Source organism: Streptomyces sp. NPDC050121, assembly GCF_044460385.1.
GTDB lineage: Bacteria > Actinomycetota > Actinomycetes > Streptomycetales > Streptomycetaceae > Streptomyces > Streptomyces soliscabiei.
Genome location: NZ_JBITJV010000078.1, coordinates 1 through 20216, shown reverse-complemented (window position 1 = coordinate 20216; position 20216 = coordinate 1). Strand labels below are relative to the sequence as shown.

Here is a 20216-nt window from a genome sequence, read left to right as displayed (position 1 = left end):
AGCCCCAACGAATACGAACACCGACACCACACCGCTAAACTCACGCTCGCCGCGTGATCAATAACCGCGTGCCCACCTTCACGGGGGAAGGCCCCCTGGCCACCGTCGCCGCAGCGCTCATGAAGCAGTGGGAGCACAACCACGCGATAGAGGTCAGCGCCACCATCGACCGGGCCCAGATCGAGCGAGCGCAACGGATCTTCGGCCAACGACTCGTCCCGGACGACCATGAAGAATCCGCCACCGGCCACAAGGTGACGATCCGCTTCCTGCATCTGGAGGACGTGCGAGCACTACTGCCGTTCGGGAGCGCCATCACTGTGCACGGCCCCACCGAAGCCAGGGCTCACCTCCGCGACCTCGCCACCAATCTTGCCCACCACTATGCGCCGTCACCAACGTCCTGACCCGCAACAGCTAGAGGCGTGGCCCCGAACGAGGGTCTGTCCAGCCAACGGCTCTGGCCCGTAGTCGGTGGTGACGCCGGGTAGCCATTCGCGGTCATGATCTTGTGATGGATGTCAACTCCCTTATCAGCACGGTGTTTTCCAGGTTGTCGGTGCTCGTCGTCGAGGACGTGGAGGACTGTGGTGACGCGGTGGTGGTCACGGCCCGCACGCGGGATGTGGCGGTGGCGTGTCCGGTGTGCCAGACGCCGACGGCGAAGGTGCACGGGTATCATCGCCGGACGGTGACGGACGTGCCGGTCGACGGCCGCCCGGTCGTCGTCCACCTGCGGGCACGGCGGCTGGTCTGTCCGGTCCTGGGCTGCCGGAGGCAGACCTTCCGCGAGCAGATTCCGGGACTGCTGAGTCGCCATCAGCGCCGCACGGTGCGGCTTGCCTGGCAGATATCCCAGGTGGCGCGGGAGTTGTGCGGCCGTGCGACCGCACGCCTCGCGGGTCTGCTGGCCGTGCCCGTCTCCCGCAGCACCGCGCTGCGTCATCTACATCCACGGACCTGATTCCGCTCTACAGCCGGGTGTGCCCTCTGGCGAGACGGTCGAGCTCGAGTGGAGGGACAGCGAGGTCTACCCGGGAACCTTCCGGAAGTTCTGGGTGCACGTGCCTGCACAGTACGACCCGGCGGAACCGGCGTCCTTGATGGTGTTCCAGGACGGATGGTGGTACTTGTGCACGTCAGACTGGTCGATAGAAAGTGGCTGGTAGGGCATCTCCATGGTCACGGGTAGCAACCGTAGGGCGATCACCACCCTTGGCCGCAAGGGGTTTTCGTCCAGACGCTCCGCCTCGCAGCTTCAGTGCGAGTTGGAAAGGGCTCAATGATTTGTTCGGAGAATAACGAGGCTTTGCCGTCGGTGCGGGAGGAAACGCGCGGGTTCCCTGTGGGTCGCACCCTCGGAACTCGGACGCGAGTCCCGCTTTTGGGGAGTCAGGTAGATGGGTTCCTCGACGCTGGTGTGCAGATCGACTGCCCCGACACCGATCAGGACTCGGCGAGAGGGGGACTCCGGACTGGGCCTTCTCCTTTCGGATCACGCTCACGGGCGTGCGATAGGTTGCCCGCCATGACTGAGCTCGGACCCGTCGCCTGGCCACCTGCTCTGATCAGGACCGAACGGCTCGTGCTCCGCGAGTCCGAGGCCCGGGACCGTGCGGCGTTCATCGAGCTGTTCGCCTCGCCAGAGGTGCGCACCTACCTCGGTGGTCCTCGCCCGCGTGATGAGCTCGAACGCGCGGTGCCCGAGATACCCGGGCGGCGCCCTGGCCTTTTCGTGGTCGCTCTCGACGGAGCGATGATCGGCACAATCACGCTTCTCGATCGGCGCGACGCGGAGCGTCCGGGACACGTTCGTCCGGAGGCCGGGGAGGCCGAGCTCGGCTACATGTTCCTGCCGGAAGCGTGGGGATTCGGGTACGCCGCCGAGGCGTGCGCAGCGGCACTCGACTGGTTCGCCGACGCGCTCCCCGGCGAGCCGGTAGTCCTCTGCACCCAGACCGCCAACGACCGCTCGATGCGCCTCGCGGCGAAGCTGCGGTTCACCGAGGTGGAGCGGTTCGAGGAGTGGGGTGCCGAGCAGTGGTTCGGCGTGTGGTCCTCGGTCACACCGTTCGGCTGAGCTAGTGCTCTGACCGGGGACGTTCGCCGGGTCGGTGGAACGGGATGAGATAGCTGATCCGTTCGGCAATGTGTTCGTCCGGGAGGGCCCGAACGGTTGCTGCCAGGTGGCAGCTACAGCCGTAGACACGTCCCATGACCACGGACGTCGGCACGGCCTCCGCCCCTGATCCCAGAGAACGGGCCACGAGACGGACGGGGGAACACCGATGACGACCGCTCACGCCTTATCCGGGGTTGGGAGCAGCCCACCGCCAGAGAGCGACACGGTCATCGCCGTACGGGATCTGCGGATGCGCTACCGCAGCCAGGACGTATTGAAGGGTGTCGGCTTCACGGCCCGACGAGGCGAAGTCGTCCTGCTGCTCGGCCCGAACGGCGCGGGCAAGACGACCACGATCGAGGTCTTGGAAGGCTTCCGGATGCGCTCGGCCGGTGACGTGACCGTCCTCGGCACAGATCCGGCTGGCGGGGACGAGCGGTGGCGTGCGCGCCTGGGCATCGTGTTGCAGTCCTGGCGCGACCACGGCAAGTGGCGGGTGCGGGAACTGCTGGCCCATCTTGGCTCGTACTACGCGCCGTACTCCACCGCCCTCGTGCGGCGGCCGTGGGACGTTGACGAGCTCCTCGCCCCAGTGGGTTTGACCGAGCAGGCGGACAAGCGGGTCGGAACTCTGTCCGGCGGGCAACGCAGGCGTTTCGACGTGGCCGTCGGCATCGTAGGCAGGCCTGAGGTGTTGTCTTTGGACGAGCCGACGGCGGGTCTGGACCCGGAGGCGAGGAACGAGTTCCACGGCCTGGTACGCGGGCTGGCGGACGAGAACACCACTGTCCTGTTGACCACGCACGACCTTGCCGAGGCGGAGAGGCTCGCCGACCGGATCCTGATTCTGGCCGGCGGCCGGATCGTGGCCGATGGCTCGGCCGAGGAGCTGTCGCGGCAGGCATCGGCCGAGGCCACTGTGCGCTGGACGCGGGACGGGCGGCCCTTCGAGGAGGCGACGGCCGAGCCCACCCGGTTCGTCCGTCGGCTGTTCGAGGAGCACGGCGAGGCGATCGGCGGGCTGGAGGTGCGCCGGGCGAGCCTGGAGGACACCTACTTGACGATGGTGCGGGAGCTCGAGGCGAGGAGCGTTCCCGATGATCGGACGGTGCACGCTTTCGGGGAGGGATCGCGATGAGTCCGGTGTGGTACGCGGCGGGAGTAGGAGTGCGGCGCGGCTGGACGGAACTCCGGCAGACCTTCACCACCGGCCAGGACGTGTTCGGTTACGTACTCTGGACGGTCCTGCTCCTCGTGCCGCTGTTCCTACTCAAGGACGACCCGCTGAAGGGCGCCGGCATCTCAACCGGCGCATTCATGCTGCCGAGCATGCTGGGCATGACGCTCGCGTTTACCGGCATGATGACCACGGCACAGCTGCTCGCGACCGAGCGCGAGGACGGCACCCTGCTGCGGGCCAAGGCCGTGCCGCATGGCATGGTCGGCCACCTGGTCGGCAAGATCATCATGGTGTCGGGTACGGCTCTCGTCTCCATGGCCCTCCCCTTCGCCGTCGGCGTGTTCCTGGTGGACGGGGTGGCCCGGCAGGGCGGCGGAGCGCTGCTGACGCTGGTGTGGGTGATGCCGCTGGGTCTCCTCGCGACCCTGCCGATCGGCGCCGTCATCGGCTCACTGGTCAGCAGTCCGCGCACCGTCGGCTTGCTGATGCTCCCGGTAATGGGACTCATCGTGATCTCCGGGATCTACTTCCCCCTGTCCGAGCTGCCCGAGTGGCTGCAGACCGTCGGGCAGATCTTCCCCGTGTACTGGCTCGGCCTTGGTCTCCGCTCGGCGCTGCTGCCGGCCGATGCGGTCGCCGCCGAGATCGGCGAATCCTGGCGGCACCTGGAGACAGCGGGCGTGCTGGGCGCCTGGGCAGCCGCCGGGCTGCTCCTCGCACCATCCGTCCTGCGCAGGATGGCCCGCCGCGAGTCCGGGGCCGCGATGGCGGAACGGCACCAGAAGGCAATGCAGCGGGTCGGTTAGTGATATGCCGGGGATGCCAACCCGGCTCCTGGTCAGGCCGCGTTGGACATAGGGCGTCCGCCCCAGCGGATGCCCTTCTCACTGCGATTGAGTGAGAGGAGTCCGGCTACCTGGGCAGTTTCGCGGTTCGCTCCGGGTAGGCGGTGCCGATGTAGCGCATGGTGGTCTGTTCGGTGATGCCGAAGAGTCTCATGAGTTTGAGCGGGTCGCCGGTGGCGATGGCTTCGTCGAGGATGCGGTCCTGGCGCAGCCTATCGAGGGTCGGTCCGTTGGGTGGGATGACCTGGCCGAGGGTGACCCTGTGCACGGCCGGGTGGTCCGGGTCGAGGGCGATCTTCTGGCTGACCAACAAGTGCGGGTTGACGGAGGCGGGCCAGCGCTGATGGCGGTAGGCCAGCCAGTCGGCGGCGAGCCGGTGGGTGAGCTCCTCCAGGTACGTGTCGGAGGCCTGGACGGAAGCGGTGGTCATGGGGCGGTGCTCCTCATCGCGTGGCGGTGAGGGAGCGGGCTGGACTGCCCGGTCCTCCGCACTGCCCCGGCCAGCGCCTTCGGTGGCGGGTCGGGGCGGCACGGAGGGCCGTCAGAAGGGGGGTTCGTCAGGGATCGGCGGGCGGGGCCTCAGCCGGATGTGCAGCTCGCGCCGGTCGGACCAGCACCAGCAGGCCTCCATGTCCGGGTAGGGGCCGTTGGTCCACCAGCCGCCGGCGCCGTGGCAGTCGGCGCAGCGCGGCCGGGGTTCCGGCTCCAGCCAGATGCCGTGCCGGGAGCAGGTGAGCCGCCAGTGGCCGGCCTTGAGCGTGACGGCGGCCGCCGTGGCCGTGATCGGCAAGGCGGCAGCCAGCAGCAGGGCGGTGCGGGCGCGCACCGGGTCAGCTCCGGGCCGGGTGCGGTTGGAGCAGGAAGTAGGTGCCGGTTCCGCGGGCGTGGGGCTCGGTGGTGAGGAAGTCGGGCTCGCTGCTCACCAGGTGGAGCATCATCTGCTTGATGAAGTCGTCCGAGCGCTGGAGGTCGACGCGGTCCGCGTGTAAGTCGCTCAGGCTGACGTGGCGGGGGCTGGTGGTGCCGTACTCGCGCATGCTCCGCAGCCGGTCGCGCACCATCTTCGCCGCGAGGTAGTTGTCGGGCGCGGCCGGGACGCCGCGGTTCATCGCCCGGCAGCTGGCGGCGTGGGTGTTGGCGAGGTCGGCCGCGTCGTTCTCGGACAGGCGCACGGAGCCGTGCCGGTTGCGGGCTACGCGGAAAGTGCAGCCGAGGCAGGCGGCCGCGTAGTAGGCCGTGTTGCGGTCGTTGTCGTGGGTGTAGACGAGGACGACCGCGCCGTCCGGCGCTCCGAGGACGTTGCGGTAGCGCTGGACGACGGTCGTGCCTTCCGGGGTCCAGGTCGCCGGGTCCGGCATGGCGGAGCGGCGGGTGAACAGGCTGCTGAGTGCCATGGGTGACTTCTCCTTCACGTGACTCGTTGGTCAGGCCGCCAGCAGGTGCTTGGCCGGGGCGTGATGTAGGTGTCCGGGCTGGGCTCGTAACCCGAGAAGCAGGGGTCGCAGGAGCCCTTGGTGCGCAGCGGTACTGGCGCAGCGCACTTGTTCCTGAGCTGTCGTATTCCTGGGCGCAAGCAACGCAGAGCGGCGAGGCAGTTCGGATCCAAGGCCGGCCATCGAGGGGTACGCCGAGATCAACGCTGCGTAGCTCGGCTCTGTGACTGCGGTGTGCGGATAAGCAGTGGAGACCCAGTCGTGGTGATGACAAGGTGAGCCTCATGCCGTCGCCCACATTCGAACAGCTCCTCCGTGAACTGCACGCCTCGCTCACACTGCGCAAGCGTCCGGAAGATGTGGCCCGGCTCATCCAGGATCTGTACGCCGCCCAGGGCACTGACCTCGATACAGCGACCGGGGCGGCGCTTGCCAAAGCGGCTGAGCACTCGCTGCGCAATCTCTGGCACGGCTATACCTCCATGCGGGAGGAGTTCGCCCGTCCGGTTGGCGCACAGCGCCAGCTTGCCCGCGCGGCAAACCTGTTCATGAGCGTGCCGGACCTTCCGGACAACGCCGGGGATGATCCAGCCCAAATCGAGGTGGTGATCCGGCGAGCGGGTGAGGAGATCGGCCGCTCGTACGGGCAGAACGACTTCGGCATGGACCGCCTCAACCGGACCGAGCGCACGGCGGCGGGCCTCGGGGAGATTTCCAAACGCCAGTACAACAAGCGTTTCCGACTACTGCGCCGGATGGAAGCCAAACTGACCCGGCTCATCCACGAGCAGCGCCGAGGCGAAGTGGCCATCACCGGCAAAGGTGCCCTCGCCCACGTCCTGCCGTACGAGCTGTTCGCCACAGACCCGGACACGGCGGCCTTCATCGCCTACGTCACGGCGCGCGGCTACATGCGCAGCGTATTCACCCACGGTCGCCAGCGTCAGGTCTACGACGAGGTCGCCGAGGCCCTGTTCCAGCGCCTGAGGAATTGCCCCGAGCGGGCCTGCTGGTACGCGGTCGCGCATGTGCACCCCACAGCTGAAGTGTTGGCCCATGTGTCCGACCAGGACCTCACCCAGCTGCTGGTTCGGTGGAACGGCTTCCTGCGCCAGGCCGCCGGTCTACTGGAGGACGCCTGGAACCGGCATCCGCTGGAACGCGACACGATGATCGTGCGCCGTGGCGATGACTCGTCGACGTGGAACCAGGCCGCACAGGCATGGAATACGGCCCGGGCCCACTGGTTCGCGCTGCTAACCAAGCTGGGGCAGTACGAGATCCTGGATCGGATTTGCCCTGGCAAGGTGCCCCGCCTGATGGCGGCCGATGTGGCGTACTGGCACCGCATGAGCGGCGGCGGGCTGCACCCGGACACCTACGTCTGGGCGGACCTTCCTCTGCCCTGGGAAGTACTGCGGGGTGAGAAGGAATGCCCACGTTCGCTCGTCGAAGCAGCTTGCGCCCGGCATCGGGTGGACCCGATAGCCGGCGCCTGGACGGCTCCCAGGCCAGCGGCTGAGGCCGTCGCCTTCCGGCGGACACCCGAGCTGGTACACGGCGTCGCCGTCGCCGACCCGCTCATGGCCAGCGCTCTCCGTTCGGCAGGAGTCTTCTCCGGCAAGGGGAAGCGTGTTGCCGCTCAGGAGTGGACGTGACCGACGGCAATCCCCGCGCGTGTCCGCCCCTGCAAATCAGTTGACCCGCACAGCGGCCCAAGCAATGATCACGGTGGCGACGAGGAAGCTCTGCGGAGGAGCGCCCGGCTCTGATCCCGGGTGGACGCAGGTTCGAATCCTGCCCTCGTCGCCTCTCCGCATACCTCCCAGAACACAACGTCCCCGGCTTACTGGCGCAGAGCACTGTTCCGTTGCTGCCGTATTCCTGGCCAAGAAGGTCCGTCAGACGCCTCGTACGCGCCCCTGGGACGTGCAAATTCGCTGGTCGAGAGAGGGGCCGGCGCGGGAAGCTGCATGCGTGATCGAGCGAGAGGCCGCCGTTCAGGCTGTCGAGGACCAGCTGGAGCGCGACTATCAGCAGTGGCGGGCTGCGGGTGTGGACGCGATGCGGATGGCTGTGGTCGACGTCGAGGAGCACGAGCTGGTGTGGATCGTCTCCTGGACCTCCGAGGAGTTCGTGCTCACCCGGAACCCGGAGTTCATGCTGGCCGGTAACGGGCCTTACCTGGTCGACCGTGTCGACGGTGGACTGCACCGGGTTGGCGTCGTCTCCGCGGTAACCGGGGAGTGGGAGGCCGACTATCGAGCCCGGATACGTGGGCTGCCGGTGCGTACCGCAGTAGACGATCTACACGATGCGCTGTGCGAAGTCGCCGCTGCACGCGGACGCGTGCACGCTGTGCGGACACTGCGCCAGAGGCTGCCGATGTTCTCGCCTGCGGAGGCCATCGAATATGTGAGCGCCTTGCTGGACGGTGATGCGCCCGCGCGTCTCGTGGCCGTCGCCACCAAAGAGCTCGTGGAGCCTCTCAACCCGGTACTTGCAGTGGAGACGATTCCGAGCGGGGCGGAGATCCGAGCCGGTCAGAGACCCGAGGGGTGACGGGAAAGCCAGTCGGCATGCCGGTCGCGCACCCGGTCCCGTTCCTCGGACGTGGCGAGGAAAACGTCGGCGCCACCGTCGTAGGGGTGGTGGATGCGCTGCATCCGGGTGTCGGTGATGAGGACGCCCGCCACCTTGTCGTCGGCGATGTCTCGGAGCAACTCGTCGATGCAGCCACGCCGCCAGGGCCGGCGGGCGGCGAAGAGGTGGCAGTACGTGCGGAACGCAGGGTCAGGATCGTCCTCCACCAGCAGGCTCTGCCAATACCCGGTGACGGCCTGCGATGGTGGAACCTCTGCTTCGGTCGTCCAGAGCGGTGTGATCACATACACGTCCGCACCAGCGAACAGCTCATCGAGGACGGTGTTGTAACGCTCCAGGACGACGGTGTACTCGCTCTCGTCCTCCGCATACCGCTTCGATTCCGGCAGGCTGTGAAGACGTACCCAGACATCCCGATACGGGCCCCGGAGCTTGTACCCAACCGGCGGGCAACTGGGCCAACGCTGCTGCCACAGCTCCGTCAGATCCGCCTGCCCGTCTCCAGACACCCGTCGCACTCGTCCTCTCGCGCATGAACCTACCGACGACCATGATGCCGGCGCTCACGAACGAGAGACACCGACTTCTTAGCTGTCACTTCGCCGGCTGCTGATGTAGCCGGTCCAGTCGCGTTTGACGAAGTTCGTCCAGTCCTTTGCGTTGGGGTCTGCCGGCCCGGCCACACCGTGGGCGGGCGTGAACCGGCCCGCGGCCGGCTCGGCCAGCCAGCCGCGCGCGACCAGGCGCTTCGCCTTCGACCGCAGAGCCTCCACCCGTGCCAGCACCACGTCCATGCCGAACGCGGCGGCCATCTCCTGGCAGGTCACCGGCCCCTGCCCGAGCCGGGCCCGGTCGGCTGCCACCTGCAGAATGCGCTGGTAGTCCGCCGACAACACCGACCAGGCCAGACCCTCACGCCACACGGACACCTGCGACTTCACCTTCGCCGCATCCCGGACGGTCGCCCGCGCATCCGTGTCCCGCGCTTCCTGGGCGACCTCCACGGCCGCGGTGCCGGTGTCCGCAGTCAGCACGTCATCGACTCGCCTGCGGGCGATCACCCACTCCTGCCACTCCTGCTCGGCCGCGGCCAACTCGGCCTGGATTCGATCGGCCTCCTCCCGCAGCCCGTCAACACGACGGCGAGCAGCGAACTCGTACTGTTCCAGCAGTCCAACAACCGACGGCATCCACGACCTCCCGGGGAGCGACAACATGACACGCCACTACTCCCACGAGACCGCCGACCTATGCCCCACCAGCAGAAACGCAGTCCTCAAGTCCGGAAAGGCAACAACTTCTCAGCTTGACTTTGTCGGGGATCTTGTCGTTTCCCGGTGCGGGAGCATGATCAACGGGCATGCTCGGGGCTGTTCCGCGGGCCGATGTAGTTGTTGGGGTGTGCATTGTCCCTCCGTTCCCGTTCCGGTGAGCAAGTCCCTTCTCTGACCGCGCAGATCGCGCGGGAGAGCAACCCGGACGGCACGACGGCGATATGGGTGCGGGACCGGTTGGACGGGCTGTGGCACGACGAGGACTTCGCCGACTGGTGCCCGCGCGACGGCCGTCCCGGTCTTTCGCCCGCCCAGCTGGCCACTGTCTGCGTGCTGCAGTTCCTGCTGGGTCTGTCGGACCGGCAAGCAGCAGAAGCGGTCCGCTGCCGCATCGATTTCAAATACGCCCTGGCCATGGAGCTGGACGATCCCGGCTTCCACCACAGCGTGCTGGCCGACTTCCGCAAGCGCCTGGCTCAGGACGACCGCGCCGACCGACTTCTCGACCTCGCGCTCGCCCGCCTGAAAGAGGCCGGACTTGTACGCGAGCGCACCACGCAGCGCACTGACTCCACCCATGTCCTGGCCGCTGTACGCGACCTGACCCGGCTGGAACTGGTCACCGAGGCCGTCCGCGCCGCGCTGGAAGAAGTCGCCCGCACGGCCGGGCACCTGCTGGTCGGCCTGGTCGACGAAGAGTGGGGGCACCGCTACGGCCGTCCGGTCCGCCTGGGCAAGAATCCCACCCGGCCCAAGACCAGGATCCTCGCCGCCGGCGACGACGCCTGTCGGCTGCTGGAGCATCTCCACCGGCACGGATCCGGCTACCGTCCCGGCCCGCAGGCCGAGGCCCTGCGGCAGATCGTCGTGCAGAACTACTACCGCGACGCGGCAGGCCGCCTGCGCTGGCGCACCGCCGACGACAGCGGGCTACCGCCTTCTTCCTCGGCGATCGACTCCCCTTACGACATCACGGCCCGCTACGTCCGCCATGGGCACATCATCAGATGGAAGGGGTTCGCCGCGCATGTCACCGAGACGTGTGCCTCCGACAGCGTCAACGTGATCACGGACGTGGCCACCACGTCGGCCGCCACCAACGACGGCCAGGCCCTGCCCGGTATCCACACCCGTCTGGCGCGTCGCGGGCTGCTGCCGGCCGAGCACCTGGCCGACGGCGGCTACACCTCCCTGGTCCACCTGGAGCGGGCCGAGCACGAACACCAGGTCACCGTCAGCGGTCCACTGCCGGGCAACCCCACCCGCCAGCACCGTAAGAACGAGGGCTTCGGCCGGGACGACTTCCACATCGACTTCGACCGCTGGCAGGTCACCTGTCCCCAGGGCCAGGTCAGCAAGAACTGGCACGGCCCCTACCCGACCTCCTCGCCCACCGCCGCCCCACTGATCGTGGCACGGTTCACCAAAAGCCAGTGCCGCCCCTGCCCAGTCCGCACCCGGTGCACCACCACAGCCGACAGCGCCCGGACTCTGGGCTTTCCCCCACGAGAACTCCGCGACCTGCAACTCCGCGTCCGCGCCGAACAGCAGACCCCCGACTGGAAGACCCGGTACGCGGTCCACTCCGGAGTCGAGGGCACCATCAACGAGTTCGCCCATGGACACGGCATGCGCCACTGCCGCTACCGGGGACAGCCGAAAACCCATCTGCAACACGTACTCACGGCCATCGCCGTGAACATCGAACGCCTCAGCAGCCTGCCACCGACTGAGGAAACCCCCTCACCACGGCCACCGACCGCCTTCCAGACCTTCCTGGACCAGCACGACATCCCCCGGTCGAAGTCCTGGCGAACGCTGGGCAGTTGAACTCGACCGCTCCAAGATCCCCGACAAAGTCAAGTCAGGGTGGCGATGGACAGCACCGGACGCGATGAGCCGGCTTCCAGGCGCAGAGCCCGGATCGCCTCCCTGATGTCCGCCAGGGACAAGCGGCGCTGCCCGTCGGCGACTTGACGGGCCACCCAGGTCCGCGCCGGAGTGCATGGCCTCCTCACTGAACCGCAGCCCTGCGGCAAACATCAGCATCTGCAAGTGCTCATGCAGATGCGTCACGTCTCGCGCCAGATCGAAGCGCAGCACCTTCAACAGCTCCAGCAGCCTCTCCTCACTCAGCCCGGCGCCGTCGGCCCAACGCCTGCGCGCCTTCTCCCTCTTCGAGCCCGCGCCCTGCTGCGCCGCCTGCGGCACAAGAAGCTGAGTGCGGGAGTCCCGCAGCGAGATCAGCGGGTCTTCCGCATCCGGGGACCGGTTGCTCAGCAACGCAAGATCGACCGGAGTACCGTCCTCGGTGAGCTTCTCCCAGGCCTGCGCCATCTTCCACAGGATCGACGGGCCGCCGCGATCGCTGAGCTTGAGCAGGTAGTCCTCGTTGACCGGGGTAGAGCTGTCCGCGGCGTACTTGACCTGCATGTAGGTGTGCGGCGGCACCTGCCGGTACAAGACGACGTCGTCCAGGTTCCCCGCGTCCTCGACCTCGACGCCCACCGCCACCACCGGGTTGGACACACGCAGCGCCGCATCCCGGACAGCGGCGACACACCCCTGCCACGCAGCCAGCCACTGATAGCGGTCACCAGCAATACGGACACCCGTCGAGCTCGGGGCAGGCAGGTCAGGCACTGAAACGATCTCCCAGCCGTCGGGGCGCCGCCTTTGCGGCCATCGCATACTCAGCCGATCATCTCCGCAAGCAAGGCAAGTCGGAAGCCCTCGCACCCACCGGCAGTCGGGCGGGGGCTACAGGCTCTCGCCCGCCCACCGGCAAACCGCAGGACCCCAAAAGCCTTCTCGACCGCTGCCTCATACCGCGTCCGAGAGCAGTTGATGTGTGTCCGGATCAAGTTGCGGCGCGCCAGGTCAGAGGGCCTCGAATCAGAGAAGCAGCAGGTCAGGCGTTTCAATGAGTTGTCCGGCCCTAGTCGAGATGCCACAGGCCAGAGGCTCTCGAATAGTCGACGCAGACCTCACTTACGGCTGGTCGTGACAGCGAGCTCGATCTTCCCGAGCGAGACGGGGGAGAAAAGCGACGGGACGGGTGAAACTTCTGAAACGTTGGCAGTCATGGGTTTCTTTCTGCAATACGGAGGAGAATGGGATGAAGGCCTGCGACGCAGGGGGTCCACGCTGTCCCGGCGGAGGCGCGGATGCGGTCCTCGGGCAGGCGCGGGCCCGCTGACGGTGACGCGGCTGCACGACCGCGATAGGGGTGTGGGTGGTGCTGGCGGCGAACGCGGCGAGAGCCGCATGCCGTCGGCGTCGACGCCGGTCAAGCGCAACTGCCCGCCGCAGTACGGGCGTTCGCTGCTTGCGCACGATCAGCAGTCAGCCAGGTGACGAAGTCACGGGTGCCGCCGCCGAAGTCGGTACGGATCGGTGTCTGCACCCCGCGCCGCGACCGACTCCCTCGACGCGCCCCCGCGAAGGACCGATACACGGCTTCACCTGGAACGCGCTTTCCGGCGGTGGCGGGAACAGCGATCTCAGCGCTCCTCATCCTCACCGGCCTGAGGCCTTCCGCCGGCCGATCGCCCCTCGGACAGCCTGCTCCACGAAAGCTCGGGCCTAGCTGAGCGGCACGTCCGCGACGGCCTTGAGGTGGCTGAACGTCTCCAGGGAGTACCGGCCGTGGTACCGGCCCAAGCCGCTTTCGCCGACGCCGCCGAAAGGCAGTCCCGGCATGAGCAGCTGTATCACCGGCTGGCCCCAGGCGACGCCGCCGGAGGACGTCTCCTTCACGAGGCGCGACTTGATGTCCTCGGAGGTGGTGAAGGCGTAGAGGGCGAGGGGCTTGTCGCGTTCGTTGATGAAGGCGATGGCGGCATCGAGGTCTTCGACTTCGACGACGGGGAGGATCGGACCGAAGATCTCCTCCTGCATGATGGGCGATGCGGGGTCGACATCGGTGAGCACCGTCGGTGCGATGAACAGGTCGTCACGGTCGTGCTGGCCTCCCACCGCCGCCCGGCCGGAATCCAGCAGACGGGTGAGCCGGTCGAAATGCCGCTCGTTGATGATCCGGCCGAAACCGGCTGAGGTCTGCGGGGTGGAGCCGAACTGGGCGTCGACCGCCGCGCGCAGGGCGGGAACCAGTGCGGCGGCGGTGGCCGGATCGGCCAGTACGTAGTCGGGGGCTATGCACTGCTGCCCCGCGTTGCCGAACTTGGCGCCGACCAGCCGCTTCGCGGTCTCGTCCACGTCGGCGTCGGGTGCCACGAAGACCGGCGACTTGCCCCCGAGCTCAAGCGTGACCGGGGTGAGGTTCTTGGCTGCCGCTGCCATGACGATCCGGCCGACCGTGCCATTGCCCGTGTAGAAGATCTGGTCGAAACGCTGCGCCAGCAGGGCCGTGGTCTCCTCGGCGCCCCCCTCGACCACGGTGAGCACGTCGGCGTCGAAGTACTCACGCAGCAGGCGGGAAGCGACCGCCGAGGTGTGCACCGACATCTCGCTCGGCTTGGCCACCACGGTGTTCCCGGCGGCCAGCGCGCCGATGATGGGGTCGATGAGAAGGTGCAGCGGGAAATTCCACGGAGCGATCACCAGCACGACCCCGAGCGGGTCGTACGTGGTGTAGGCCGTGGTCGTGGGACCGAAGTGGGCAGGAACCTCCACTGGGCGGGGCTCAAGCCAGCTCTCGAGGTTCGCCAGTGCCTCGTCGATGTCGGCGACGGTGAAGTCGATCTCCTGCATTTTCGCCTCGACGGCGTTCTTCCTCAGATCCGCCCAGAGCGCATCGAGCAGCTCCTGCTCGTTCTCCACCAGCAGGGCCCGCAGCCGCCGCAGCTGGTCGACGCGCCAGTCCAATGGGCGGGTGACACCGGTGTTGAACGTCGCACGAAGGCGGCCCACCACCTCCGCAGCCGTCTCGCTCTGGTGCGTCCTCGACTCGATCCCCTGTGTTGCGCTCATGGGATGTACTCCGTTCTTGATCCGGGCCACGCCCCGGCCGTCTTCTAGCCGGGCACAGTGGCCAGCGTGCTGGACGATCCGGCATCCACCCAGGTCACGGCTTTGCGTACGTGCGCGGTGCCTACCACTGGTTGGGTCAGGAAGGTGTGCGTGCGACCGTGGATACTCGAGGCATGGACGAATACCCCGAACCGGTGCACGAGCTGGCCGCCGGCGCTCTGGACCCGCGTGCCGAGCTCAGTGAGTTCCTGCGCACCCGCCGGGCCCGGCTGAAGCCGGAGGACGTGGGACTGCCGGACTACGGGCGATACCGGCGGGTACCGGGGCTGCGCCGCGAGGAGCTGGCGCAGCTGGCCGGGGTGTCCGTGGCGTACTACACACGCCTGGAGCAGGGCAACGGGCGGCACGTGTCGCCGGAGGTCCTCGACGCCATCGCCCGCGCCCTCAGGCTGAGCGACGCCGAGCACGCCCACCTCACGCACCTGGCGAAGCCGAAACAGAAGAAGAAGCCGGCCGGCCGCACCCAGCAGGTACGGGGCCCCCTGCGGACGCTGCTGGACACCATGGACGGTGTTCCGGCGATCCTCGTGGGGCGGCGCTCGGACATCCTCGTCTGGAACCGGATGGCCGCGGCGGTCTTCGGCGACTGGGCCGAGCTGCCGGCCAGGGAGCAGAACTGGGCGCGGCTGGTGTTCCTGAGGCCCGAGTACCGCGACCTGTTCGTGGACTGGGAGCACAAAGCCAGCGACGTCGTCGCTCAGCTGCGCATGGACGCCGGCTCCCATCCCAACGACCCCCGACTGTCCGCGCTGGTGGGCGAACTCTCCGTCAAGAGCGAGGAGTTCCGGCGGCTGTGGGCCACCCACGACGTCAAGGAGAAGTGCCACGGTATCCAGCGCCTGCACCACCCGCTCGTCGGCGAACTCGACCTCCGCCTCGAGTCGTTCCACCAGGCCGACGACCACGAGCAGATGCTGGTGACCTACCACGCCGAACCGAACTCCCCGTCGGCGGAGGCTCTGCGACTGCTGGCCAGCTGGGGCGCGGACGCGACCCGGGCAGGAACGAGCACGCCGTCGGCACGCACGGCTTGATCAACTCCCCTTGATCACCGGTAGTCGGCTGAGCGCCACGCCCAGCGACCTTATCCACGCCAGGCGCCTGCGGGGGTGTCGCATTCAGGACGGCCCGGGTGGCGCGGGCGTGCTGCGGTTGGGCAGTGGAAGAACGGTGCCGCCGCTGCGCAGTGCGTCGTTTTCGATGGCCAGCTGGCGGATGGCCTCCTCGTACAGAGCGAGAGTACGGCGCAGTTCGCTGTTCTCCTTCCGTAGCCGGCTCACTGCGGCAGTTGGCTGACCATGTCTCAACACGCTGAACTTGACAGAGAAGTCGTCGGCCACGACGCCCCGGAGCTTGTCGAGGCTGACGACCTGGTGCTCCGGCCAGGTGCCAGCGAGCGTGGACTTGCCAGCACCGGATGCTCCGATCAGCACCAGGAGCGCGTTCTCGGGCAGGTCCGGGTAGAGAGGGGCGGTCATTCGGCTTCTCCTTGGGGGTGAAGGGCGCGGGCTGCCCAGATCAGGAGCTGCCCGGCGTTGTCGGTGATCAGGGCGGCGGCCTCGTGCAGCGGGCAGGAGGCGTCGCCGTCGCGGTCGGGCTCGATCTGCGCAGCCCGGCGCGCCGCGGCGGTGACCATCTGCGCGAGGGCCGGGATGAGTCCGGCGGGCTGGTCGGTGTCTTCGATGAGTTCGCGCAGGATCGCGGCGAGCTCCACCTGGTCGACGTCGTCGGCGGTGAGGTCGTCCTCGAGCTGCTGGAGGGCGAGTTGGGCGATGCCGATGGAGGCGCGGACGCGATCGAGTCGCGTGCGGGGCATTGCGGGCACCGTCACAGCGCGAGGCCGGCGGAGGCCAGCGCGAGCAGGACCAGCGCGGCCAGCGACAGGTCGACCGCACGTCGCAGGTGCGTGAACTTCCGTACGGCGAGGTTGGACAGGACTCGGACGCGGGAGGCCCGGGTGTCGCCGTCCATGCAGGCGCGGATCTCGTCGTCGTCCAAGCGTGCCCAGTACGGGAAGGACGCCCGGTCGTCGCCGCGTAAGCGGGGCCTGACCACCAGGAGGAGCAGCACGGCGGCTGCGCCCAGGGCGAGCACGGCGAGCGCGCCGAAGACCTTCGTCACCGGCGGCAGGTCCTTGTCGGCGATGGAAGCGAGGCCGGCGAGGACGGCGCCGTTGAAGGCGAGCAGCAGGGATGCCTTTCCGTCCGTGCGTCCGGAAACCGACGAGTTCGCTGAATCTCGGAGGGCTCTGCCTGGGAACTGGTGGCGATCCTGCCTCTACGGCGTTGAGTCTGACGTGGGTTCGCTCGCTACGGCTGTGGGGTCGGCGGGCTCTCGGCTACTTCCCCTACGGCCGGCCGTCAAGGCGCGACGTGGCTACGGCGTCGTCAAACGGCCCCGGCATGACGACTCGAAGCGGCCCCGTGCCAGCATGGCCCGGTCTCTGCCGCAGCCAGCGAAAGCCTCTGCTGCACCAGTGGGGCCAGCTCGAGCCGCCCGGGCGGGGGTGTGCCGGAGTTCAGAGTCAGACCGCCACGGCCGCCCGGCGGGATGGCGGTGTTCAGCGCCGGGCTGCCACGGCTGCCGCGGCCGCGGCCAGGATGCGGTGCAGGACGGGGACCGGGATCGCCGGATTGGTGACCGCCGCGCATGCCGTGTCGCGGTCGTGCAGCAGTCCGGCAAGGACGCGGGCTGGCAGCCGCGGATTGCGCATCGCGGTCCCGCGGACGTGGGCCGCTGGGTCGTTCAGCAGCCGCACCGCGTCGGCCGGTGACAGCCGGCTGTCCTCGGCCGCGCGGCGGCGCACCTCGGCTTCTGGGTCGCGGGCGAGGCGTGCGACGTCGGCAGGCGTGGACTCCGGATCGTCCAGGGCCAGGCGGCGCATCCGCCCACCGGGGTCGCTGGCATAGCGCAGCAGGCCCGTACGGGGGAAGTTGGGGTGGCTGCGGGGGCGGTCGGGGTGAGTGAAGCTGCCGTCCCACCAGCGCCAGACCTCCAGCAGCATCTCGGCCGGGGCGTCATCGCACGATTCGGCGAGGAACAGGCGGACCGTCCGGTCCTCGTCCCGGGCCAGACGCTCCACGACGTCCGGTGGAAGATGCCGGGCACGGGCCACGCTTCGGCGGATGAGCGGATGGGACGATACGGCGAGGCGGCGCATCGCGTCGGCGTCACCGTGCAGGCCCTCGACCCAGGGCAGAGTGCGCGACATCGACGTCGGGTCGAAGTCGTAGCGCACCGCGGCACGCTGTTCCTCGTTGAGGTCGGGCCGCAGTGCCACCGCCGAGCGGATGTCGTCGTATGGGTCCTCCGCCAGGACGGCGACGCTGTGGGCACTGAGCGCCGGGTTGGCGGCCAGTGCTCGGCGTACCTTCGCGTCTCCGTCCCGGACCAGCTCCGCCTCCAGCTCGGGCGAGAGACGGCACTGTTCGAGCGCGCGCCGGGGCGCGGGCAGCGCGGCAAAGACCTCGTGAGGCATGGGGACGCCGGTGTGGTGGGCGAGCAGCGCCGCCGTAAGCACCGTGTCGTCGGTGTCGGCCAGCAGTCGCGCCCGCAGCGGCGCGGCGAGGTCTTCCCACCGGGCGCAGGCAGTCGCCCGCACCCGGGGATCGGCGTCGGCCGCGAGGCTGGGGAGGTGGTGTGCGGGGAGCCCCGGGAGTTCGGCGGCCTGAGCGCGGGACGGGCCGGCGAGGAGGTCGTCGTACAGGTCCCCGGGGAGTTTGACGCCCCAGGCGCAGGCATGCTCGGCCCAGAGCACTCGCCGGCTCGGCGACGGTTCGGCGCGGACCAGGCGTACCCACTGATCGGACGTGAGCTTGGGCCGGAAGGTGTCCGCGGGCCTCGAGCGCACCCGCGGATCGGGATGCGCCACGGCGGCGTCGAGTACGGCGGGCCGGTCGCAGCCGTGCAGGAAGCCCACCTCCACATCCAGCAGCCGGATCAGCAGCTCGTCCGGCGCGGCCGGATTGGACCCGATCCCCTCCGCCCAGTGCAAAGGCCATGTTGGCTGGCAGGGCACCGCCGCCCACACCTCGGCGCGCTCGACCTCCGTCTCGCGGCCGGCGGCCTCGGCGGCCTCCTCCAGCCGCTCCGGCAGTCGGTCGAGGGCCGTCACCCGAGGCCCGTCCGCGCCGGGCACCTCCGCCAGCAGCACCTGCCCGTCGAGGGAGAGCGCCACGAACCCGGGGTCACCTGTCAGCCCCGGCACACCGTCGCCGGCGGAGCGGACCCGGGTCCACCAGGAGTCGTTGCCGCCAATCCGGTGTCCGAGGACGGTCACCAGGAACTCGCCGTCGGCACCTGCAAGGCGGCGCCACCACTCGGCGTCGAGCGCTTCCCCGACCGCGCCGTCCGGCGCCGCGATCCCCCGTGCGATCCGCCAGCCGGCTTCCGGCGGGAACAGACTGCCCGGGCGCACGTCCTCGACAACCGTGAGTCCGGCGCATGGGAGCAGTTCGTGGAGTTCCTCTCGGCGTTGCACGCGGTCATGATCCCCGCCGACTCGCGGTGGGACAAGGCCCTCAGCCCAGGCGCAACCGGCCCACACCCGCGTACACGTCATTGGCTGCGATGCCGTTCGGCCCCGCCCGGGCGGCTCGAGGAGCCATTGTCAAGAGTTGTGGATCGAGTCGTTCGCATCGGTGGTGCTGTCGCTCGGATTGAGGAGGTAGGAGCCCCTCGCGACGCCTTGCAGGATGCTGTCGGCGGTTGCCTGAGCGGTCAGGGTAGTGGAATCCAGGACGTGGGCCTCATAGGCACCCAGGTTGCTGAACTGGCCGTGCAGTGAGCGAATCGGCTCGGGGTCGGTCAAAGCGTCGTCGGTCCGGCTTGTTGCCCGTTCCAGCGTGGTGTGTTGGTCCGGCCGGAGGATGACGTAGCTCAGCGGCAGGGCCCGCTCCCGGGCCGTCACACGGAAGAGGTCGATGAACCAGGGCCCGACGATGCCGTCGCAGATCACCTGGTATCCGCCCTCGGCGTAGCCGAACGCTGCCGAGACCAGTACCTGCAGAACCACCTGGTTCTGCTCGTGTGCCTCGGGCAGGTAAGGCGCGATCCAGCCCTGCTTGATATAGCGCCAAAAGTCGTCGCTGTGCAGGTGCACGCTGGGAGTCAGGTGATCTGCCAGCAGTTGCGCCACGGTGCTCTTGCCGGCTCCAGGCGGCCCGGTCAGGACGATCACCTGACCGCGGTGAGGGGACGTCCGAGACAGGGACGGCGGGTTCATGCCGCCACCGTGCCACGTTCGACCAGCACTCCGCTTTCGAATTTGGCTCCCGCACGGACAAGGGGCACCAGGTGGGCGCCGGTGATCGCGCGCCAGCGGGCCTGAGCGGACTCGACGAGCTTGAACACCATCGCGAGTGCCGCGGCGGGGCTGCCGGCCCCGCGAGTGACCTTGGTGCGGAGCTTGACCGTGGAGAACGTCGACTCGATGGGGTTCGTGGTCCGCAGGTGGATCCAGTGCTCGGCAGGGAAGTCGTAGAACGCCAGCAGTTCCTCCCGGTCGTCGTTGATCTTCGCGACGGCCTTGGGCCATTTGGTGCCGTAGGTGCGGGCGAACGCATCGATCGCTTTCTCCGCGTGGGCGCGGTCCTCGGCGTTGTAGATCTCCTGCATGGCCTTCGTCGCGCCCGGCTGCGCGGACTTCGGCAGGCAGTTCGTGACGTTGCGGGCCTTGTGAAGCCGTCAAGGATCAACCTGTCGGTGTGTCGTGTTCGCTCTGCGCGGCAGTGAGGAGATCGGCGCCGGTGCGGTAGCGGGTGGTGG

19 protein-coding genes, 1 tRNA gene and 3 pseudogenes are annotated in these 20216 nt (G+C 68.6%); 10 read left to right on the top strand and 13 right to left on the bottom strand.

What is annotated here, in order from left to right; translation table 11 throughout:
* Positions 1-53: 53 nt before the first annotated feature.
* The 5 genes and pseudogenes from ACIBTS_RS48310 (at position 54) to ACIBTS_RS48290 (ending at position 4108) form a co-directional block, all read left to right on the top strand.
* Complete coding sequence (locus ACIBTS_RS48310; protein WP_399328215.1) at positions 54-407, top strand: hypothetical protein; 354 nt, start codon at positions 54-56, stop codon at positions 405-407.
* Positions 408-541: 134 nt separating this feature from the next.
* A pseudogene (locus tag ACIBTS_RS48305) lies at positions 542-949 on the top strand (transposase family protein); the annotation flags it as partial.
* Positions 950-1528: 579 nt separating this feature from the next.
* Positions 1529-2080, top strand: a complete 552-nt coding sequence (locus ACIBTS_RS48300) for a GNAT family N-acetyltransferase (protein ID WP_399328213.1) — start codon at positions 1529-1531, stop codon at positions 2078-2080.
* Positions 2081-2288: 208 nt separating this feature from the next.
* Positions 2289-3260: an ABC transporter ATP-binding protein gene (locus ACIBTS_RS48295; RefSeq protein ID WP_399328211.1), complete on the top strand. Its 972-nt coding sequence runs from the start codon at positions 2289-2291 to the stop codon at positions 3258-3260.
* Positions 3257-4108 (top strand): ABC transporter permease, encoded by an 852-nt coding sequence (locus ACIBTS_RS48290; protein ID WP_399328209.1) that lies wholly within the window; start codon positions 3257-3259, stop codon positions 4106-4108. The genes ACIBTS_RS48295 and ACIBTS_RS48290 overlap by 4 nt, the downstream gene beginning before the upstream one ends.
* Before the next feature lie 106 nt (positions 4109-4214).
* On the opposite strand, the gene ACIBTS_RS48285 is transcribed toward ACIBTS_RS48290, so the two are convergent.
* The 3 genes from ACIBTS_RS48285 to ACIBTS_RS48275 all read right to left on the bottom strand — a co-directional run bounded on the left by ACIBTS_RS48285 (position 4215) and on the right by ACIBTS_RS48275 (position 5541).
* Complete coding sequence (locus tag ACIBTS_RS48285) at positions 4215-4577, bottom strand: hypothetical protein (RefSeq protein WP_399328207.1); 363 nt, start codon at positions 4575-4577, stop codon at positions 4215-4217.
* Between the two features lie 111 nt (positions 4578-4688).
* Positions 4689-4973, bottom strand: coding sequence for a hypothetical protein (locus ACIBTS_RS48280; protein ID WP_399328205.1), 285 nt, complete (start codon positions 4971-4973; stop codon positions 4689-4691).
* Between the two features lie 4 nt (positions 4974-4977).
* Positions 4978-5541 carry a hypothetical protein gene (locus tag ACIBTS_RS48275; protein WP_399328203.1) on the bottom strand — a complete coding sequence of 188 codons (564 nt, stop codon included), beginning with the start codon at positions 5539-5541 and terminating at the stop codon, positions 4978-4980.
* A 323-nt stretch (positions 5542-5864) separates the two neighbouring features.
* Between ACIBTS_RS48275 and ACIBTS_RS48270 the strand changes: the two genes are divergently transcribed.
* The 3 genes from ACIBTS_RS48270 to ACIBTS_RS48260 all read left to right on the top strand — a co-directional run bounded on the left by ACIBTS_RS48270 (position 5865) and on the right by ACIBTS_RS48260 (position 8142).
* Positions 5865-7238 carry a hypothetical protein gene (locus ACIBTS_RS48270; RefSeq protein WP_399328201.1) on the top strand — a complete coding sequence of 458 codons (1374 nt, stop codon included), beginning with the start codon at positions 5865-5867 and terminating at the stop codon, positions 7236-7238.
* Positions 7239-7316: 78 nt separating this feature from the next.
* Positions 7317-7389, top strand: a tRNA-Gln gene (locus tag ACIBTS_RS48265).
* Positions 7390-7557: 168 nt separating this feature from the next.
* Entirely contained in the window at positions 7558-8142 is a 585-nt protein-coding gene (locus tag ACIBTS_RS48260; RefSeq protein WP_399328199.1) for a YrhB domain-containing protein, read from the top strand.
* Here ACIBTS_RS48260 and ACIBTS_RS48255 read toward each other — a convergent pair.
* Positions 8124-8693: a hypothetical protein gene (locus ACIBTS_RS48255; RefSeq protein WP_399328197.1), complete on the bottom strand. Its 570-nt coding sequence runs from the start codon at positions 8691-8693 to the stop codon at positions 8124-8126. The two genes, ACIBTS_RS48260 and ACIBTS_RS48255, sit on opposite strands and share 19 nt — an antisense overlap.
* Positions 8694-8771: 78 nt before the next feature.
* Positions 8772-9374 (bottom strand): hypothetical protein, encoded by a 603-nt coding sequence (locus tag ACIBTS_RS48250; RefSeq protein ID WP_399328195.1) that lies wholly within the window; start codon positions 9372-9374, stop codon positions 8772-8774.
* 216 nt (positions 9375-9590) lie between these two features.
* Between ACIBTS_RS48250 and ACIBTS_RS48245 the strand changes: the two genes are divergently transcribed.
* The gene (locus ACIBTS_RS48245; RefSeq protein WP_399328193.1) at positions 9591-11288 is read left to right on the top strand and encodes an IS1182 family transposase; all 1698 of its coding nucleotides are present in this window, start codon (positions 9591-9593) and stop codon (positions 11286-11288) included.
* Here ACIBTS_RS48245 and ACIBTS_RS48240 read toward each other — a convergent pair.
* Both ACIBTS_RS48240 and ACIBTS_RS48235 read right to left on the bottom strand, forming a co-directional pair.
* On the bottom strand, positions 11202-12101 hold the full coding sequence (locus ACIBTS_RS48240; protein WP_399328191.1) for a hypothetical protein: 900 nt from the start codon (positions 12099-12101) through the stop codon (positions 11202-11204). The two genes, ACIBTS_RS48245 and ACIBTS_RS48240, sit on opposite strands and share 87 nt — an antisense overlap.
* Before the next feature lie 942 nt (positions 12102-13043).
* Entirely contained in the window at positions 13044-14390 is a 1347-nt protein-coding gene (locus tag ACIBTS_RS48235) for an aldehyde dehydrogenase family protein (RefSeq protein WP_399328189.1), read from the bottom strand.
* A 173-nt stretch (positions 14391-14563) separates the two neighbouring features.
* On the opposite strand from ACIBTS_RS48235, the gene ACIBTS_RS48230 reads away from it, so the two are divergent.
* Positions 14564-15484, top strand: a complete 921-nt coding sequence (locus ACIBTS_RS48230) for a helix-turn-helix transcriptional regulator (RefSeq protein ID WP_399328187.1) — start codon at positions 14564-14566, stop codon at positions 15482-15484.
* Between the two features lie 294 nt (positions 15485-15778).
* Here the strand turns inward: ACIBTS_RS48230 and ACIBTS_RS48225 are convergent.
* The 6 genes and pseudogenes from ACIBTS_RS48225 to ACIBTS_RS48200 form a co-directional block, all read right to left on the bottom strand.
* Positions 15779-15928: pseudogene (locus tag ACIBTS_RS48225) on the bottom strand (ATP/GTP-binding protein); the annotation flags it as partial.
* Entirely contained in the window at positions 15925-16266 is a 342-nt protein-coding gene (locus ACIBTS_RS48220) for a hypothetical protein (protein WP_399328185.1), read from the bottom strand. The pseudogene ACIBTS_RS48225 and the gene ACIBTS_RS48220, both read right to left, overlap by 4 nt.
* 11 nt (positions 16267-16277) lie before the next feature.
* The gene (locus ACIBTS_RS48215; protein ID WP_399328183.1) at positions 16278-16571 is read right to left on the bottom strand and encodes a Pycsar system effector family protein; all 294 of its coding nucleotides are present in this window, start codon (positions 16569-16571) and stop codon (positions 16278-16280) included.
* A 439-nt stretch (positions 16572-17010) separates the two neighbouring features.
* Positions 17011-18930 carry a hypothetical protein gene (locus ACIBTS_RS48210; protein WP_399328181.1) on the bottom strand — a complete coding sequence of 640 codons (1920 nt, stop codon included), beginning with the start codon at positions 18928-18930 and terminating at the stop codon, positions 17011-17013.
* Between the two features lie 129 nt (positions 18931-19059).
* Entirely contained in the window at positions 19060-19674 is a 615-nt protein-coding gene (locus tag ACIBTS_RS48205) for an AAA family ATPase (RefSeq protein WP_399328179.1), read from the bottom strand.
* Positions 19671-20129, bottom strand: a pseudogene (locus ACIBTS_RS48200) (transposase); the annotation flags it as partial. The pseudogene ACIBTS_RS48200 and the gene ACIBTS_RS48205, both read right to left, overlap by 4 nt.
* Positions 20130-20216 lie beyond the last annotated feature (87 nt).

What these genes read in the sequence shown, in the direction of transcription:
- ACIBTS_RS48285 (WP_399328207.1), bottom strand. Translation starts at nt 4,577, where the DNA reads ATGACCACCGCTTCCGTCCAGGCCTCCGACACGTACCTGGAGGAGCTC.
- ACIBTS_RS48270 (WP_399328201.1), top strand. Translation starts at nt 5,865, where the DNA reads ATGCCGTCGCCCACATTCGAACAGCTCCTCCGTGAACTGCACGCCTCG.
- ACIBTS_RS48290 (WP_399328209.1), top strand. Translation starts at nt 3,257, where the DNA reads ATGAGTCCGGTGTGGTACGCGGCGGGAGTAGGAGTGCGGCGCGGCTGG.
- ACIBTS_RS48235 (WP_399328189.1), bottom strand. Translation starts at nt 14,390, where the DNA reads ATGAGCGCAACACAGGGGATCGAGTCGAGGACGCACCAGAGCGAGACG.
- ACIBTS_RS48300 (WP_399328213.1), top strand. Translation starts at nt 1,529, where the DNA reads ATGACTGAGCTCGGACCCGTCGCCTGGCCACCTGCTCTGATCAGGACC.
- ACIBTS_RS48250 (WP_399328195.1), bottom strand. Translation starts at nt 9,374, where the DNA reads ATGCCGTCGGTTGTTGGACTGCTGGAACAGTACGAGTTCGCTGCTCGC.
- ACIBTS_RS48275 (WP_399328203.1), bottom strand. Translation starts at nt 5,541, where the DNA reads ATGGCACTCAGCAGCCTGTTCACCCGCCGCTCCGCCATGCCGGACCCG.
- ACIBTS_RS48230 (WP_399328187.1), top strand. Translation starts at nt 14,564, where the DNA reads ATGGACGAATACCCCGAACCGGTGCACGAGCTGGCCGCCGGCGCTCTG.
- ACIBTS_RS48295 (WP_399328211.1), top strand. Translation starts at nt 2,289, where the DNA reads ATGACGACCGCTCACGCCTTATCCGGGGTTGGGAGCAGCCCACCGCCA.
- ACIBTS_RS48220 (WP_399328185.1), bottom strand. Translation starts at nt 16,266, where the DNA reads ATGCCCCGCACGCGACTCGATCGCGTCCGCGCCTCCATCGGCATCGCC.
- ACIBTS_RS48205 (WP_399328179.1), bottom strand. Translation starts at nt 19,674, where the DNA reads ATGAACCCGCCGTCCCTGTCTCGGACGTCCCCTCACCGCGGTCAGGTG.